Consider the following 14,951-nt stretch of genomic DNA (forward strand, 5'->3'; position numbering starts at 1 on the left):
TTCAGCCTGAAGGGAGCCCTTCGGGCCACAGGAGTTTAATATGGCTAATACTCGTTCTGCCAAGAAAATGGTCCGCAAGATTGCGCGCCGCACCGAAGTGAACAAAGCTCGCCGCTCACGCGTGCGCACCTTTGTCCGCAAGGTTGAGGAAGCAATCGCGGCTGGCGACAAGTCTGCTGCTCAGGAAGCGCTGCGCTCTGCTCAGCCGGAACTGATGCGCGCGGTTACCAAGGGCGTGATGCACAAGAACACATCTGCCCGGAAAGTTTCCCGCCTGTCAGCCCGCGTCAAGGCAATGGGCTAAGCGACACTTTCTTGCGTAAAAATTTGAAACCCGCCTGACTGCTCAGGCGGGTTTTTTCATGTCAACTACTCAATACAACAAAATGTAGCCCGCCAAACAACAAGTTCATTGCACTTGGAGGTTTCTCGTAAGGATTGCGAAATTGACCTGACTGTGAGGGTCCGAGTTGCAGTAATGTTAGGGCTTGTCAGAGGAAGAAAAAAACTCGCACTTATTCAGAGGAATTTCACAGGCTTATGCCCCGCCCCCTGTTGACAGAACAGGCGTGAACAAAAGTGTGGAGCGACTCACTCACAAAAAAAGATCAGTTCTCAAACGCCTGATTTGATTGCGATTTGAGGAAGAGGATTAAGAGTCAAGCGAGCAAAACCTGTTGTCGCATAAAAGTTGCACTTGTCAGCAAAACCCCCTTTGAGTAATTTGAATTCACCAACAGAAAAGTTCTCCCGACACGGAGTATTTATGTGTAACCGGACTACGGTTCGGGCGGGAACTGCGTGCCAGTTGGTCAGGGTGAAATATAACTAGAAAATGGGGCTCGGCATGGACGGGAACAGACTCTTTGATTCAGAAACTGGCGTAGACTTCACTAAAAAACAGGGCGGCAAGAATGCTCCGGGCAAGGAGATCTGGCTGACCGTAAAGGCGCATCTCGCGACCATCCTCAACACGGCTGACTATGATCGCTGGATCGATGGTCTGCGCCTGGTTGCCGAGTACAACAATGAGATGATCATTGCGGCGCGGGATCCGCTGTCATTCGACCGCGTCTATGGGGCCCACCGCCATGCCATCCAGCGCATCTGGCGCGAGCATGACCCGGCCCGCCGCGCGATCAAGCTGGTCTGCTGGCGCACTGCGCCTGCCGAACTGCTGGAGATCGTCGACGATCCTTGGGCAACGACTGAGGCGGCCGCCGATACAGCGCCAAAGGCAGAGACCGAGACCTCCACNGCNAGNACNGGNGCCCCTGTCATGTCGTTTGGCACCCTCGTCACGGGTGAGGCAAACGAGCTGGCCGTCGAGATGGCGAAGCGTATTGCGGCCGGCCTGCCAGTCGGCACGCTGACAACCTTGTTCTATGGCCTGCAGGGCACCGGCAAGACGCACATCCTTCACGCGCTGAAATCTGCCGCTGAAGCGCGNGATGGCGAGTGCAATGTCGTCTACCTCACTGCGGAAGAATTTCTCTCCTCTTACACAGACGGCGTGAAGGTGAAGGACACCAGCGCCCTGAAGAAGCGTCTGCGTGCCGCCACCATCCTGATGATCGACGACCTGCACCGCATCAGCGGCAAGCCGGGCACAGAGACGGAGCTGTTCCAGAACATCCGTGAGGTCACCGCGAATGGCGGCCATGTCGTTCTGGCGGGTGACAAGGCCCCTGGTGACGTCACCGGGTTCAGCCCCCGCATGATCAGTGAGCTGAAAGGCGCGACCACCGTCGAGGTTGGCGAGCCGGACGCCAACATGCGCTACCAGATCATGCGCGACCTTGCTGACCATATTCAGTCAGGCCATCCGAACTTTGTTGTCACAGANGAGATGATCGCCGAGTTCAATGCCGGCATCCGCGGTCAGGCCCGTGAAATGACCGGCGCGATCTGGAACCTCTACACAGAGGCNGCCTTCGGTATCCGCACGCCTACGCTGGACATGGTTCGCAAGATCGTGCGCCGGACAGAAGGCGACGTGCGCCAGCCGTCTATCGAGTTGGTCAAGAAGGCGACAATGAAAGTCTTCGACGTGACAAAGACTGACATGGANAGCCCNAGCAAGGCGCGCGCTGTGGTGTACCCACGCCAGATCGCCATGTATNTGTGCCGCGAGATGACCGGGAAATCCTTCCCGCAGATCGGNTACAGCTTCGGCAAGCGCGATCANACAACCATCCTNTATGCGCACCGCAAGGTNACCAAGGCCCTGAAGGACAATGTCGAGCTCAAGGCCCACATCAAAGCCGTCAGCGAAGCGATCCTCGAGCTGCAGGCAGCGGGTATGAACTAGGCAGGTGAGGCCAATCACGCTGAAAACATGATCAGCGCTTGGCTTTTGCCCCTGTTTGAGTAAGTGTGCTCGGCCCGCTCTCCCTGCAGAGCGGGCCGATTCCGTTCCGGATGGCTGTTCCGGGCGGAGCCGGGAGCAAGTATGAAGAATTCAGGGCCGCTTCTGGCGGCCTGCCACGAACGGAACGGACGATGAAACTGACGATTGAACGCGGCGACCTGCTGAACGCACTGTCTCATGTGCAGAATGTGGTGGAGCGCCGCAACACGATCCCGATCCTCTCAAACGTACTGCTCCAGGCAGGCAATGGAGAGTTGAAGCTCACCGCGACCGATCTCGATATCGAAGCCGTCGACAGCGCAGATGCAAGCGTGTCGCGCGAAGGCGCCGTGACCGCCCCGGCCGGAACGCTGTTCGATGTGGTGCGCAAGCTTCCCGCGGGGTCAGAGGTCGAGCTGGAAGTCCAGCCTGAAGGCCAGCGCCTCGCCATCACGGCGGGCCGGTCTCACTTCGAATTGCCAACCCTGCCCGCCTCAGACTTTCAGACAATGAGCTCTGACGACACGCCGACGAAATTCTCGATCGGCGCCAAGGAGTTTGCGCGTCTGATCGACAAGACACGTTTCGCGATCTCCACCGAAGAGACCCGCTACTATCTGAATGGCGTGTACCTGCATGGCGCCAAAACCGATGATGGCAGCGCCGTGCTGCGAACCGTTGCCACAGATGGTCACCGCCTCGCGCTGGCTGAGCTGCCTGCCCCGGCCGGATCTGAAAACCTTGAAGGCATCATCGTGCCCCGCAAGGCGATCGCGGAAGCGCGCCGCCTGGTGGATGGGGTCGAGGACGACATCGATGTGGAAGTGTCCGACACGAAGATCGTCGTGCGCGCCGGTCGCGCGGTGCTGACCTCAAAACTCATCGATGGCTCCTTCCCTGACTACAGCCGCGTGATCCCGAAAGGGAACGACAAGAAGCTGACCATCGACAACAAGGCCTTCGAAGCGGCTGTGGACCGCGTGTCCACCGTATCGGCAGAGCGCTCGCGGTCCGTGAAGATGTCTCTGTCTGATGGCAAGCTGGTCCTCGCGGTGAACCATGCCGAAACCGGCGTCGGCAATGAAGAGCTCGAAGCAGAATATGGTTCGGACGCAATGGAGATCGGCTTCAACGCGAAGTACCTGCTCGATATTGCGGGTCAGATCGAAGCGGTCGAAGCGGAATTCATGTTCAGCGATCCGGCATCGCCTGCCCTCGTGCTGGACCCGTCCGATGACAGCGCGCGCTACGTTCTGATGCCGCTGCGCGTCTAAAGGAACAACGGCGTTTCCGGCGGCACGACGGTCTCGACTCCTGACACCCGGCCACGCCATACAGCCTGAATGACCGCCCTCACCCGCCTGACCCTGACTGACTTTCGCAATTATGCGTCGCTCAGCCTGCCGCTGGATGGGCGTCATGTCTGCCTGTATGGCGCGAACGGCGCAGGCAAGACCAATCTGCTTGAAGCGGTGAGCCAGCTCGGCCCCGGTCGCGGCCTGCGCTCGGCTACCCTGCAGGACATGGTCCGGAAGGATGCGCCAGCAGGGTGGACAGTTTCGGCGATGCTGGCGGACGAGCAGCGCATCGGCGTTGGCCTTGAGCTCAGCCCAAGTACGAAGCGTACTGTTCGTATCGACGGCGCATCCGCCACGGCTTCAGATCTCGCAGAACTTGTCCGCATCGTCTGGCTGACCCCGGCGATGGACGGAGTGTTCCGGGGCAGCACGTCAGACCGACGCCGCTTCTTTGATCGGCAGGTCATGGCGCATATGCCGACACATGGCACCGCCGCCAGCCGGTATGAAAAGGCGATGCGTGAGCGCAACGCCCTGCTCGAACGGGGCCATGTGGACCCGGCCTGGGCTGATGCCATCGAGGCGCGTATGGCCGAAGCCGGCGCAGAAATGGCTATCAACCGAGCGCACGTTCTCGAAGCGCTGCAAGACGCCATCAATGCTCGGCCTGAAGGCTATTTCCCGAAGGCTGACCTCGCCCTTGAGGGCAAGTCTGAAGAAGCGGCCCTGCGCGGCGAGGATTTCAAATCCATTTTCGAAGCGCTGATCGATACATTCCGCACAACCCGTCGCCGCGACATCGCCGCCGGCAGAACAATCGATGGCCCACACCGGTCCGACCTGACCGTGATCCACCGCCCGACAGGGGCGCCCGCGAAGGATGCGTCGACCGGGCAACAAAAGGCGTTGCTGATCGGCCTGATCCTCGCCTCGGCCTCAGCGCTTCGCGCGGATGGTACCGGGCCGTCTCCCCTGCTCCTGCTAGACGAGGCAGCGGCGCATCTTGATGCAGACCGGCGGGCGGCGCTGTTTGATGAATTGTCCGCTCTTGGCGGTCAGGCCTGGCTGACTGGCACGGAAGCCTTCCTCTTCGAAGCCTTTGGCGACCGCGCGCAGAAGGTGCGCGTCGAGGACGGCCAGGCGGTGAGTGAGGCCTAGTTCTTGATCCGGAGATCGGAGATCGACTGAGCAATCTCCCGATACACATCCTTCAGCTCCTCCCCGTTCGAGGCATCAAAGGCGAAGGATGGGCTGGTCGCGCAATACTCCATGATCGTGCGCCCATCGGATGTCTTCTGGACATAGGACGGCACCTGAAACCCAACTGTGTATACCTGCACATTTGCGGGCTCCGCCTTCATCGCATCACAGAGGTCCATCGCCTGGCGGAACGAATTCTTGCTGGCAGTCGGATGGTACACGTTGAAGTCACCATCCGTCATCAGGATGACCGCCTTGGTGACATTCACTTCGTCATAATCCCACGGCTTTGAGACTTCCGGCCACACGCTCTGCCAATTCGGCGACAACAGATACCAGCCCCAGGCCACACCCAGATGACCCGCCGTGCCGCCATTTGCCGTCATGGCCTGAACATGTGCCTTCAACGCGTCCTTGTCTTCCGTGAGAGGAACGGGTCCGGACTCCCGGCACGTGGCGTAGTAGAAATCCAGCGCGCCGGTCGAGCTGTTCGCACCGCCATTCTCGATCTCGTTTTCGCCGCGATACTTGTCGCGGTCGCTGTCATAGAAGTTCCAGCGCGGATTGCCCGCCCCGATCCAGGCGAAACTGCCCGGAGCCGCGTCGCTGTCTGCATAGGTTCCGGTGCGTTCGTAAACGCAGGTGTCTCTCGCTGTTGAATCTTCCCAGAACCAGCGGGCCACATCCCAATCATAGTCGCCATGCTGGTCACACTCGNCAGGATCGGACTCTGTGCANGTTCCGTCCTGATAATACATGAAACGCTTGCCCGTCGCCTGNTCGTACATTCGGGCGCTGTTATAGGAATTGTAGTTGCTGATGGCCCCGCTGTTCGTGGCGTCAGCCGGAATGGTCACGCCGCGGGTGACCTTGTCAAAATAGGCCCCCGCATTGACTGCATTGTTGTAGGTGACGATGCCGAGACGAACCGTTCCGTCTCTTACCTGATCATCGGGTAGCAATTCGTCGAACGCCGTGATCGCGGCGGTCTTCAGAGATGACAGCCGATTGTTGCTGTTCATCGACCCTGACACGTCGAACACGAAAGACACGTCGATCCGCCCNACCGAGAANGTCGAGGTTGAGCTGACGGTGAAGCTCATATCGTCATTCCCGATCAGGTTCGACAGGAAGGTCGGCTGAGTACACCTCATGCGGCCGAGAATGTCTTCGCTGTCATCGCTGAATGTGACCGAAACGGTCGTACAACTCATGCCACCGCCTGCCGAGTCGACTAGGGGCGACACGTATTGCCGTATATCGGAGACGACTTCTGCATTTGTTGCGCCCGCCTGACGGGAAAGAGCGCCTGCGAGGACGGCAGAATCCATNGCATATTGCACGCGGGCTTTCTGGCGAAANATGAANTCCAGGTCGACTGCCAGTCCGACAAGCACCATCAACGACGTCAGGATGAACGCCGTCAGCATGGTCAGATTGCCATGCACATCGTGCGCAAAGCGATTGAAGAATGTCTCGAAACGCCCGGTTTTCACTGCCCCAGCCTCATGGTCACCAGCCCGGTGTGGCCTTTTGCTGATAGTGGGCAGAACTGATTTCCGGTGCCTTCAGGTTCAGACGTTAAATGCTCCCTGNAGAACAAGACTGCGTTTACCATGAACATGCCCGCGAACCCGGGCAATCAAGCTGCGCCGACTTGCCTGTCGGGGACCATTTCGTGATACGATGGACGCTGAAGACCGATTCCCGACAGAGGCTGACATGCAGCAATATCTCGATCTCCTTCAGGACATTCTGGACAATGGCCATGAGCGCGCCGACCGAACNGGNACAGGCACACGCGCCGTGTTTGGCCGCCAGATGCGGTTCGATCTGTCCGACGGGTTCCCGATGGTCACCACGAAAAAGCTGCACCTGCGCTCGATCATCATCGAACTGCTCTGGTTCCTGAAGGGCGATACCAACATCAAATACCTGAAGGACAACAAGGTCTCGATCTGGGATGAGTGGGCCGACGAGAATGGCGACCTTGGTCCGGTCTATGGCAAGCAATGGCGCAGCTGGGCCGCGCCAGACGGCCGCGTGATCGACCAGATCCAATGGGTGCTGGACGAGATCCGCACCAATCCGAATTCCCGCCGCCTGATCGTGTCGGCCTGGAACCCGGCCGATGTGAATGAGATGGCGCTGCCGCCCTGCCACTGNCTGTTCCAGTTCAACGTGATGGACGGCAAACTGAACTGCCAGCTCTACCAGCGCTCTGCAGACGTGTTCCTTGGCGTGCCGTTCAACATCGCTTCCTATGCGTTGCTGACCATGATGATGGCGCGCGCAACCGGACTGGAGCCGGGCGAGTTCGTACATACATTCGGCGACGCGCACCTGTACCTGAACCATATGGAACAGGCACAGCTGCAGCTCTCGCGCGCCCCTCGCGCCCTGCCCCGCATTGTCCTCAACCCCGACAAAACTGATTTGTTTGGCTGGGAATATTCAGACTTCACGATCGAGGGCTATGAGCCGCACGCCCATATCAAGGCGCCGGTCGCGGTCTAGGCGTCTTTCAGCGCCTCCCAGGCTGTCCACGCATCGCCTGCATACATGAGGCTTGGGCCACCGCCCATGTAAACCGTCATGCCGAGCGTTTCGGCAACTTCCTCATCGGTTGCGCCAAGCCGTTTCAGCGCCTTGGTGTGAAAGCCGATACAGCCNTCACACTGTTTNGCGATACCAATGGCCAAGGCAATCAGTTCCTTGGTCTTGGTATCCAGCGCGCCATCCGCCAAGGCGGCCTTGGACATGGCGCTGAACTGATTGAGCGTTTCCTTCGCGCCTGTATTGCGAAGCCCGGTAATGCCNGAATTGATCGCGCCCGTTATCGCGCCATAGTCCTTTTTGCCGTCTGCCATGCTCGACTCCTTATTTGCATACTTGCGCAAATATGCGAACTCTATCGGCTCATGCAATATGGAGATTACCGGATAGCGCAGTCAGGCGGCCGCCGGGTCGACCTTTCCCAGATCTTCCCGCCGTCGGATGATGGCCGAGACGATCACCGCGCCAACCATCTTGCCGATCACGAACACGACCCAGTTCCAGACGTGCAGCGAGTTTCCGGGATCCATGCCCAGCTCCATCTGCTTGGCGAGGTCCGCGCCATACAGGAACACAGTCGTATCCACAGGCGCCGCAAGCGCGCTGGACAGCAGGATTCGCGTGGAGAGGCGATACTTGGTGAAAGTGAATAGCAGCCAGTCCACGCCTTCAGAAATCGCAAAGGCGATCCCGCTGGCCAGCGCAATGACCGGCCACGCATAATAGAATGACCAGGCAATCGCCATTGCCATCACGATCAGCACGCGGTGGCCCATTTCCCGCTGTACGAAATCCCGGATCACGAACACCATGCCGGTCACCATCGTCATCGGATGNAGCGAGACCCCCTGCGCCGTCAGGCCGCTACCTGTTGGCTCGATGATCTGGAACTCCGGAATGATGCCGAACGACCAGTTCAGGAAGGGAATCAGGGCGACATAGATCAGCGCCCACCCGCGTCCTCTCAGCATCCAGATCGCCAATAATGACAACAGGATGGCAGGCAACGCCCAGNCGATTTGACCAGGGTTTCCGTTGGTTAAAATTCCTACAAACGTTTGCATCCAAACCATCCCCAACGGAACTGTCATTCACTGCCTGAAAACTGAAGAAATAAGGTTGCATTCACCCTACAAACTCGGCTCTGCATGTAGTCACAAAGACGTATGGGGTCACAAGAGCTGGCCGCCAAATTACATGCAAGTAGATTGGAACCGATCAGTATGTCGGCAGATGTGAAACTATGCCTGATTGCCGCTCGAGCTCGTAACAATGTGATCGGCTCCGGAGGTGACTTGCCGTGGAAACTGAAGAGCGACTTGTCGTTCTTCAAGACGGCGACGCTAGGCTGTCCGATCATCATGGGCCGCAAGACATGGGAAAGCCTGCCTGTGCGCCCGCTGAAAGGCCGCGAGAATATCGTGATGACGCGCGATTGGGCCTACAATGCCGATGGCGCCCGCGTGTATTCCAGCTTTGCCGCCGCCACCAATTCCGCGCGCGCAGTCGCTGCCCGTACAGATGCCGACAAGGTCTTCGTGATTGGCGGGGAAGCCATCTACAAGCTCGCCCTGCCGTTGGCCGACCGCATCTACCTGACTGAAGTCGATGCAGAACCAGACGGCGATGCCTATTTCCCGGAACTCGATGCCAATGACTGGCGGGAGACCAGCGCCGAGCAGTATGACGCCGGCAATGGCAATGATTTCGCCTTCAAGATCCGCCAGCTCGACCGGGTAAGCGTTTTCACTTCCCGCTAGGACAATCATTGTTCTTCGAAAATCAGACGCCTAACCTTCTCCCAAAAAATGGCGAGGAGGAAACAGCCAATGGAATTCGAGATCATCACCACCGGCCTGCGCTTTCCGGAAGGTCCGGTTGTCATGGCGGATGGCAGCGTCATCGTCGTTGAAATCGAGAAGAAATGCGTCACCCGCTGCTGGGGAGACGGCAAGACAGAGNTCATCGCGCACACCGGGGGCGGCCCGAACGGGCTGGCCATCGGGCCNGATGGTGCGCTTTGGGTCTGTAACAATGGCGGCTTCATCTACACCGANATGGACGGGCTTCTCATCCCCGGCAATTGCCCGNATGATTATGATGGCGGTCGGATCGAGCGGATCGATCTGTCCACCGGCAAGGTCGAGCGCGTGCTCGACACGGTCGATGGCCACAAGCTGAAGGGCCCGAACGATCTTGTCTTCGACAAGGCTGGGAANCTCTANTTCACCGATCACGGCAAGACCTATTCCCGGCACCGGGATTTTGGCGGCCTGTTCTTCCTNGCCAGGGGNGCNAGNGANGCAAAGGAACTCGACTTTCACTATACAAGCCCGAACGGTGTCGGCCTCTCCCCTGACGAACAGACGGTCTACATGGCCGACACGCTAACTGGTCGCATGTGGGCTTTCGATCTGGAAAGTCCTGGTGTGATCAAGCCTGCTTCGCCTTTCAATGGCGGCCGTGTCGTGGCCACGATGCCCGGCCTGCAATACTTNGACAGCCTTGCNATGACCGCNGCAGGAAATGTCTGTGTCGCGACCATCCTGAATGGTGGCATNACCACCATNNCGCCCGGCGGAGACTNTCACCATACGGCCTTTCCCGACCTGATCGTCACCAATATCGCGTTTGGCGGCGACGATATGCAGGATGCCTATGTCACATTCTCCAGCACCGGGCAGCTCGCGAAATGTCGCTGGCCAGAGCCCGGTCTGAAGCTGAATTTCAACGCCTGATATGACGCACGAAGAGGAAAAGTCATGAAAATCGTGAAGTACATCCTGATCGGCACAGGCATTCTGATCGCCTTGCTGCTCGGTGCGCGCGCCTTGTTCAGCGTGCAGATCGGCGAAGCCCTGTTCCGTTCAGCCGTAAAGGCCAATCTCGGGCAGAGCGCGCTGGCCGATGCACCTGATGGATTGAGCGCCATTCTGGTCGGCACCGGCTCTCCCCTGCCAGATCCGGGACGCGTTGGCCCGATGACCGTAGTTGCCGCCGGAGATCGCATCTTCATCATAGATGCTGGCTCCGGCTCGGCCCGGCGGTTTGGAGAGCTGCGTCTGCCATGGGGCAATGTGGAGGCCGTCTTCCTGACGCATTTCCATTCCGACCATATTGACGGACTCGGTGAAGTGATGCTGCAGCACTGGGCAGCAGGCGGCGCCAAGACACCGTTGGCGCTGCATGGCCCGAACGGGGTCGAGCGGATCGCCGCTGGATTCACGGACGCCTATGCTCAGGATACAGTCTACCGAATCGCGCATCATGGCGCCGACGTGATCTCGCCCTCTGGNCAGGGCGCTGAGGCCGTCGCCTTCACGCCTTCAGGCCGACCGGAAATCGTCTACGAAAGAGATGGGCTGACCGTCTCGGCTGTCTCGGTGGATCACAGTCCAATTGAGCCTGCGGTTGCCTACCGCTTTGATTATCGAGGTCGATCCGTCACGATTTCAGGCGATACAGTGAAAGATGACCGGCTGGTGACGCTGGCAAACGGCACGGACCTCCTGATCCACGAAGCCCTGAACGCCGACATGGTCCGTGTGGTTCGCGACGAACTCACGGCCAATGGCGAGACGCGGCTGGCCGCGATCATGAACGACATTCTGGACTATCACACGACGCCAGTTGAAGCCGCAGAAGTCGCTCACGCCGCCAATGTTCGCATGCTGGCACTCAGCCATATCGTGCCGGCGCAGCCGAGCCGTCTACTTTATCCCGCCTATCTGAAAGGCACGTCCAAAGCCTATAACGGGCCGATCATCATGGGCGAAGACGGAATGATGTTCACGCTGCCAGCGGGATCTGACAAGATTGAACGCAGGCGATTGAATTGAACGCCACCGGGACGCGCTCATCCTTTGCGACGTCTCAATTTCACAAGCGCCAGACTAGCTTGTTTCCAACAAGGCTTCCGTGATCTCGGTCTGGTGCGCTTCGCCCCACTCGCACAAAGAAACGAACGCCGCACTGAGACCTCTTCCAAAATCGGTCAGGGCATAATCTACGCGCGGCGGCACTTCGCCATGGTCCGTGCGGCTGACAATGCCATGGCGTTCCATCTCCTTGAGTTGCTGGATCAGCATCTTGTCACTGACCCCGTCGATACTGCGTTTCAGTTCGCCATACCGCATGGGCTGGCGCGCAAGAAAAAACAGGATCAGCGGTTTCCATTTGCCGCCAATCAGACGGAGTGCAGCGTCCAGTCCGCAAATAAAGGGTCTCATCGAGTACTGCCTCCCAAAGTTTCTTTGATACTTACCAAATAGTGCATACTTGTCCAAAAGTAAGCTGCTCCCCAGCTAGCCATCTCCAACGCGGAAAAGGAGATTGGACATGGGAAAGCTTGAAGGAAAAGTCGCAGTCATTACGGGCGGAGGGTCCGGCATCGGACTCGCCACGGCAAAGCGCTTCATAGATGACGGCGCAATCGTTTACCTTTTCGGACGTCGGATAGACGTGCTTGAGAACGCAGTTCAGCAATTGGGGCCCAATGCACGTGCCATCCCCGGCGACGTTACCCGGCAGGAGGATCTCGATCATCTTTATGCTCAGGTCGAGAAGGAGCACGGCCAGATTGATATTCTGTTTGCGAATGCCGGGCTGGGCGATCTGGCGGCGCTGGGCGATATCACGCCGGAACAGTTCGACCTCACCTTCGGCGTCAATGTGAAAGGAACGCTGTTCACGGTTCAGAAAGCGCTACCGCTCTTGAAAGCTGGCAGCTCAATCATCCTGACAGGGTCGACCACCGGCGTGATGGGAACCCCAGCCTTCAGTGTCTACAGTGCGTCGAAAGCCGCTATTCGGAATTTCGCTCGCAGTTGGGCACAGGATCTTCGGGGATCCGGCATTCGCGTCAACGTCCTCGTGCCCGGCGGAACCGAAACCGAAACTGTCATGCGTGACATCGGGGCCGATGCCATGAACCAGATTGGTGCCTCCAGCCCCCTTGGCCGGCTGGGCTATCCGACAGAAACGGCTGCTGTTGCCGCCTTCCTGGCGTCGGAGGACAGCAGCTACATGACGGGCGGCGAAGTCTTCGTGGATGGCGGCCTCGCACAAGTTTAAGCCGCCCCAGGGGCCGGTTCTCAAATGTGGTTAGTTGCTCCATATCCGAGGATCGGCCCCCGGCCCTCAATGCCCCCACCGGCAAACAGCGGCAATCCGAACGCCAGGGGCTGGACTAGGCCGCGAGCATTCCCTAGTTGCAACCGTCATGAAACACAGACTGATCGCGACAATCGCCGCAGCCCTGCTGGCGTCCGGCTGCACCGCCGAACTCCCTGCGCCAGACACGCACGCCACTACGCACGGCGTCGAGTTTGCCGACTCGAGCGAACTCTCCACGCTATTGGAGGAGCTCTCCTTCTCTGGCACGCTCATCGTCAGCAAGGGTGACGACACCCTGCTGCGTGAAGCTGTAAATACGTCTTCGATAGAAGACACCACAGATATCACTTTGGAAACCCGTTTTCCCATCGCCTCCATGACAAAGAGCTTCACGGCGGCGCTGGTTCTGACGCTGGTTGACGAGGGCAAGCTCGGTTTAGATCAGACGCTGGCTGAATTGCTGCCGGACTTTGACGCACCCTACGCTGACAAGGTCACGGTCCGCCACCTGCTGCAAAACCGGTCTGGCATTCCACACTACATCGACATACCCGGCTGGTTCGACAATGATGTGAAGCGCGCCTTCACAGACAAGTCCTTCATGAAAGCAGTCGAAGGGCTGGATCTGAATTTCACACCCGGCAGCGATTATCTGTACTCCAACGTCAATTACTTCTTGTTGGCGCTCATCATTGATCGCTATTCGGGCATGGACTACGAGGCCAGTCTGCAGAAGCAGATCCTGGATCCGCTCGGCATGACGGCAACCGGTCAACTCTATCAGGATCCAGACGGACTTGCCGTAAACTACCTCAAGCATAGTGACGGCACTTACGAAATTATCCCCGTCGTGAACCCGGTTCTGTTTCGCGGCACTGCCTCCATGGTATCCACTGCGGACGACCTGAACACATGGGGACACGCNGTCATCGATGGCAAGATCTATTCGGATGCGGCGGAAGCAGAAGCGTTCCATACCGACANGCCAATGGCCTGGATCGTTGCTGAGCTCCCCGTCTCTGAAGAACAAAGCGTTAGTGTCACCTATTATAATGGACGTCTGATCGGATATCTCAGCTTGATCATGCTGGTCCCGGATGAGGATGGCGTAATCGTCATCCTGAACAACAACACAGTCGGCTACGAGAACATGATCGGTCTTGCTGCGACGTTGGCTACAAATTATTTCGGCAACGAGAACTAGTCCTCGAACACAATGTCGGGTGTCGGCTTGGTCGCCAGTCCGTCCAATTCGATGGCAACCTTGCGGGCCAGTTCGTGAAACAGCTGGCCNGCTGTNTCGTCGGTCAACGCCGCTGGCTGGCCGGAATCGCCGCCTTCGCGGACCGCCTGAAGCATCGGCAGTTCAGCCAGCAGAGGCAAGCCGAGGGCGTTGGCCGTGGCCGAACCGCCGCCCTGCCCCATGAGGTAATGCCGGTTGCCGGCCGGATCTTCAAACCAGCTCATCGTCTCGACAATACCCAGCACCGGCACTTCGGTTTTCGCGAACATGGCAGCGCCGCGCCGGACATCAGCCAGGGCAACTTCCTGCGGTGTCGTGACGATCAGCGCCGCGGTCACCGGAATGCGTTGGGCAATGGTCAACTGTGCATCGCCCGTGCCCGGCGGGGTGTCGATGATGAGTATGTCCAGCGGGTCTTCCGGAGTGCCCCATTCGGCATCGTTCAGCATCTGCGTGATCGCTGACATGACAATCGGTCCGCGCCAGATCATCGGTGCGTCCGGGTCGGACAAATAGCCGATCGACAGGGTCTTCAGGCCTGCCGCCTCGACGGGCAGCAGTTTTCCGCTCTCCTGAGACGTGGTTGGCTCGCTTGAAACCGTGCCCAGCATGGTGGGAATGGACGGCCCATAAATGTCGGCATCCATCAGCCCGACCTTCATGCCCGCCTTCGCCATGGCCACGGCCAGATTGACCGAGACTGTGGACTTACCCACACCGCCCTTGGCACTGGCGACGACCAGAATGCGGGAAATGCCGGGAATGGAAGATTTAGGCGCAGCAGACGGCACCTTGCCCTGCTGCAGGGCGTCGTCAGACAGCCGGGCGCCTTTCCGCACGCGTTTCGAGGCGGGTGTGTGAGACAGGTGAACTTCCTTTGAAGGGGCGCTGGAGGCGCGCTCAGCCGTCAGGACGCTGCTGACAGAGCTCACGCCCGAGATCAGTTCAACCTTGCCCTCGGCTTCGATCCGGCGCGCCTCGGCGGCCTCTGGCTGAGCCGGATCGGCCTTGATCACCAGCACCACCCGGCCGTCCTCACCAATGGTCACCGATTCCAGCCAATCGGGCTGCCCGAGGGCCTGGATGATCTTTTCCTCGAGTTTCCGGCGTGATTTATCCTTTGATCCGAACAAAATCTGCGACTCCGCTGCTCTTGATGCCTGCAAACAGGCATGCACTTATCATCAAA

The 14,951-nt window shown here is 58.7% G+C and carries 15 protein-coding genes; 10 read left to right on the forward strand and 5 right to left on the reverse strand.

Translation table 11 applies throughout. The features are described from left to right. The first annotated feature begins 40 nt into the window (after positions 1 to 40). From rpsT to recF, 4 genes are all read left to right on the forward strand, one after another. Positions 41 to 304 (forward strand): 30S ribosomal protein S20, encoded by a 264-nt coding sequence (gene rpsT, locus CBB91_RS01960; protein ID WP_035547047.1) that lies wholly within the window; start codon positions 41 to 43, stop codon positions 302 to 304. 543 nt (positions 305 to 847) lie between these two features. Beyond that, the gene (locus tag CBB91_RS01965; protein WP_273011512.1) at positions 848 to 2,311 is read left to right on the forward strand and encodes a DnaA/Hda family protein; all 1,464 of its coding nucleotides are present in this window, start codon (positions 848 to 850) and stop codon (positions 2,309 to 2,311) included. 191 nt (positions 2,312 to 2,502) lie between these two features. Beyond that, positions 2,503 to 3,624, forward strand: a complete 1,122-nt coding sequence (gene dnaN / locus CBB91_RS01970) for a DNA polymerase III subunit beta (protein WP_273011514.1) — start codon at positions 2,503 to 2,505, stop codon at positions 3,622 to 3,624. 69 nt (positions 3,625 to 3,693) lie between these two features. Continuing rightward, the gene (gene recF, locus CBB91_RS01975) at positions 3,694 to 4,806 is read left to right on the forward strand and encodes a DNA replication/repair protein RecF (protein WP_273011516.1); all 1,113 of its coding nucleotides are present in this window, start codon (positions 3,694 to 3,696) and stop codon (positions 4,804 to 4,806) included. Here the strand turns inward: recF and CBB91_RS01980 are convergent. Beyond that, entirely contained in the window at positions 4,803 to 6,344 is a 1,542-nt protein-coding gene (locus CBB91_RS01980) for a pilus assembly protein (protein WP_273011518.1), read from the reverse strand. The genes recF and CBB91_RS01980 overlap by 4 nt on opposite strands. A gap of 226 nt (positions 6,345 to 6,570) precedes the next feature. Here CBB91_RS01980 and CBB91_RS01985 point away from each other — a divergent pair, with 226 nt between their 5' ends. Continuing rightward, the gene (locus CBB91_RS01985; RefSeq protein ID WP_273011690.1) at positions 6,571 to 7,365 is read left to right on the forward strand and encodes a thymidylate synthase; all 795 of its coding nucleotides are present in this window, start codon (positions 6,571 to 6,573) and stop codon (positions 7,363 to 7,365) included. On the opposite strand, the gene CBB91_RS01990 is transcribed toward CBB91_RS01985, so the two are convergent. Then, complete coding sequence (locus CBB91_RS01990) at positions 7,362 to 7,718, reverse strand: carboxymuconolactone decarboxylase family protein (RefSeq protein ID WP_273011520.1); 357 nt, start codon at positions 7,716 to 7,718, stop codon at positions 7,362 to 7,364. The two genes, CBB91_RS01985 and CBB91_RS01990, sit on opposite strands and share 4 nt — an antisense overlap. An 81-nt stretch (positions 7,719 to 7,799) precedes the next feature. Beyond that, positions 7,800 to 8,375, reverse strand: a complete 576-nt coding sequence (locus CBB91_RS01995; protein WP_272982773.1) for a hypothetical protein — start codon at positions 8,373 to 8,375, stop codon at positions 7,800 to 7,802. A gap of 252 nt (positions 8,376 to 8,627) precedes the next feature. Here CBB91_RS01995 and CBB91_RS02000 point away from each other — a divergent pair, with 252 nt between their 5' ends. From CBB91_RS02000 to CBB91_RS02010, 3 genes are all read left to right on the forward strand, one after another. Beyond that, positions 8,628 to 9,164, forward strand: a complete 537-nt coding sequence (locus CBB91_RS02000) for a dihydrofolate reductase (protein ID WP_273011522.1) — start codon at positions 8,628 to 8,630, stop codon at positions 9,162 to 9,164. Positions 9,165 to 9,233: 69 nt separating this feature from the next. After that, on the forward strand, positions 9,234 to 10,142 hold the full coding sequence (locus CBB91_RS02005; protein WP_273011524.1) for an SMP-30/gluconolactonase/LRE family protein: 909 nt from the start codon (positions 9,234 to 9,236) through the stop codon (positions 10,140 to 10,142). Between the two features lie 24 nt (positions 10,143 to 10,166). Next, on the forward strand, positions 10,167 to 11,243 hold the full coding sequence (locus CBB91_RS02010) for an MBL fold metallo-hydrolase (RefSeq protein ID WP_273011525.1): 1,077 nt from the start codon (positions 10,167 to 10,169) through the stop codon (positions 11,241 to 11,243). A gap of 54 nt (positions 11,244 to 11,297) precedes the next feature. Here CBB91_RS02010 and CBB91_RS02015 read toward each other — a convergent pair whose 3' ends face one another. Continuing rightward, positions 11,298 to 11,633, reverse strand: a complete 336-nt coding sequence (locus CBB91_RS02015; protein WP_035547067.1) for a helix-turn-helix domain-containing protein — start codon at positions 11,631 to 11,633, stop codon at positions 11,298 to 11,300. A gap of 109 nt (positions 11,634 to 11,742) precedes the next feature. Between CBB91_RS02015 and CBB91_RS02020 the strand changes: the two genes are divergently transcribed. Together CBB91_RS02020 and CBB91_RS02025 are read left to right on the forward strand one after the other, a co-directional pair. Then, a complete protein-coding gene (locus CBB91_RS02020) occupies positions 11,743 to 12,477 on the forward strand; it encodes an SDR family oxidoreductase (protein ID WP_035547070.1) in 735 nt (244 codons plus the stop codon). Between the two features lie 148 nt (positions 12,478 to 12,625). Continuing rightward, a complete protein-coding gene (locus tag CBB91_RS02025; protein WP_273011527.1) occupies positions 12,626 to 13,723 on the forward strand; it encodes a serine hydrolase domain-containing protein in 1,098 nt (365 codons plus the stop codon). On the opposite strand, the gene CBB91_RS02030 is transcribed toward CBB91_RS02025, so the two are convergent. Then, positions 13,720 to 14,895, reverse strand: coding sequence for an Mrp/NBP35 family ATP-binding protein (locus tag CBB91_RS02030; RefSeq protein WP_273011530.1), 1,176 nt, complete (start codon positions 14,893 to 14,895; stop codon positions 13,720 to 13,722). The genes CBB91_RS02025 and CBB91_RS02030 overlap by 4 nt on opposite strands. Positions 14,896 to 14,951 lie beyond the last annotated feature (56 nt).

The sequence above is a fragment of the Hyphomonas sp. TMED31 genome (genome assembly GCF_002172815.1).
In the GTDB taxonomy this organism is placed as follows: Bacteria; Pseudomonadota; Alphaproteobacteria; order Caulobacterales; family Hyphomonadaceae; genus Hyphomonas; species Hyphomonas atlantica.

Bases quoted from the DNA above. Each gene is read 5' to 3' on its own strand.
- rpsT (WP_035547047.1), top strand. From the start codon at position 41: ATGGCTAATACTCGTTCTGCCAAGAAAATGGTCCGCAAGATTGCGCGC.
- dnaN (WP_273011514.1), top strand. From the start codon at position 2,503: ATGAAACTGACGATTGAACGCGGCGACCTGCTGAACGCACTGTCTCAT.
- recF (WP_273011516.1), top strand. From the start codon at position 3,694: ATGACCGCCCTCACCCGCCTGACCCTGACTGACTTTCGCAATTATGCG.
- CBB91_RS02000 (WP_273011522.1), top strand. From the start codon at position 8,628: ATGTCGGCAGATGTGAAACTATGCCTGATTGCCGCTCGAGCTCGTAAC.
- CBB91_RS02015 (WP_035547067.1), bottom strand. From the start codon at position 11,633: ATGAGACCCTTTATTTGCGGACTGGACGCTGCACTCCGTCTGATTGGC.
- CBB91_RS02020 (WP_035547070.1), top strand. From the start codon at position 11,743: ATGGGAAAGCTTGAAGGAAAAGTCGCAGTCATTACGGGCGGAGGGTCC.